This is a genomic window from Marinomonas polaris DSM 16579, assembly GCF_900129155.1.
In the GTDB taxonomy this organism is placed as follows: domain Bacteria; phylum Pseudomonadota; class Gammaproteobacteria; order Pseudomonadales; family Marinomonadaceae; genus Marinomonas; species Marinomonas polaris.
The window spans coordinates 1-1,427 of the sequence record NZ_FQVF01000046.1; the positions used below are offsets into that span (position 1 = coordinate 1).

The 1,427-nt window shown below is 43.4% G+C and carries 1 pseudogene; it reads left to right on the forward strand.

The window, feature by feature from the left end:
- Positions 1-162: 162 nt before the first annotated feature.
- Positions 163-1,325 (forward strand): annotated as a pseudogene (locus BUA59_RS23360) (IS3 family transposase).
- The last annotated feature ends 102 nt before the right edge of the window (positions 1,326-1,427 follow it).

Below are 1,427 nucleotides of genomic sequence, written 5' to 3' on the forward strand. Positions count from 1 at the left end.
TATTCTTTACTTCTAAAACTAGAAGGTAAGGAAGCGACCATGACCAAAAAGAGAACCCCAATGAATAAAATTAAAGAGGTTTTACGGCTGAAGTATGTAGTGGTCTAATAAAACCGGACACCATTTTAGGTGGTAATATTGCCATATTAAGAGAGGTGTTCAATGACAAAGCAACGTCGCACATTTTCAACAGAATTTAAACATGAAGCCGCTAGCTTAGTGCTCGATCAAGGCTATCGCTTTACTGAGGCTTGTAAGTCTCTAGGCGTAGGAGAAACGGCTTTACGACGCTGGGTTGACCAGCTTCAAGGTGAACGTGGTGGGGTCACACCAACGACCAAAGCGCTTACGCCAGAACAACAACGTATACAATAGCTCGAAGCACGAGTCAGCAGATTAGAAAGAGAGAAAGCCATTCTAAAAAAGGCTACCGCTCTCTTGATGTCGGACGATCTAGATCGTATGCGCTAATTGATGAATTGAGAGAGCAAGAAGCGACCGAGATACTGTGTGGTTTGTTTGACGTTTCAAGAAGTAGCTACTACGACAACCTCAAGCGTGAGCAAAAGATTGATACTGAACGTCTAACATTGCGTAGCCTAGTCACTGAGTATTTCAATGATAGCCGTGGTGCGGCGGGAAGTAGAACGTTACAGAGTATTTTACAGAATGAAGGCTACACAATAGGTCGCTTTAAGGTAAGAAGCTTAATGAGTGAAGCTAGCTTACACAGCAAGCAACCAGGCGCGCATCGTTACAAGAAAACAGGGGGTGAATGTCTTGATATCCCCAATCACCTAAACAGACAGTTCAATGTTAGTACTCCAAATCAAGTCTGGTGTGGTGACATTACTTATGTCTGGGCAGGAAATCGCTGGCACTACTTAGCCGTCGTTTTGGATTTATATCGAAGACGTATTGTTGGCTGGGCGTTCTCATCAAATCCTGATGCAGAGCTTGTCATAAACGCGTTAGATATGGCTTACGAACAACGTGGGCAACCAAAAAAAGTGATGTTTCATTCGGATCAAGGAAGTCAATACACGAGCCGAAAATTCAGACAACGGCTATGGCGTTATCGTATAAGACAAAGTATGAGTCGTCGAGGAAATTGCTGGGACAATGCCCCCATGGAAAGAGTGTTTAGAAGTTTAAAGTCTGAATGGATTCCAACTACAGGATACAGAGCTCAAAACGAAGCAAAACGAGATATCAGTTATTATCTGATGGATTATTATAACTTGCGCAGGCCGCATCAATTTAATAACGGGTTGCCACCTGCCAAAGCAGAAGAGCAACCTAATTTACTGTCCGGAATTAGTTGACCACTACAGTACGACTGCGGCCTATCGAATCGTAGTATCGCTTCTTGCCTCAATCTCGGCTCTTCCACGATATCGGAACTCTTAACTCGCTTTAAACAAAGT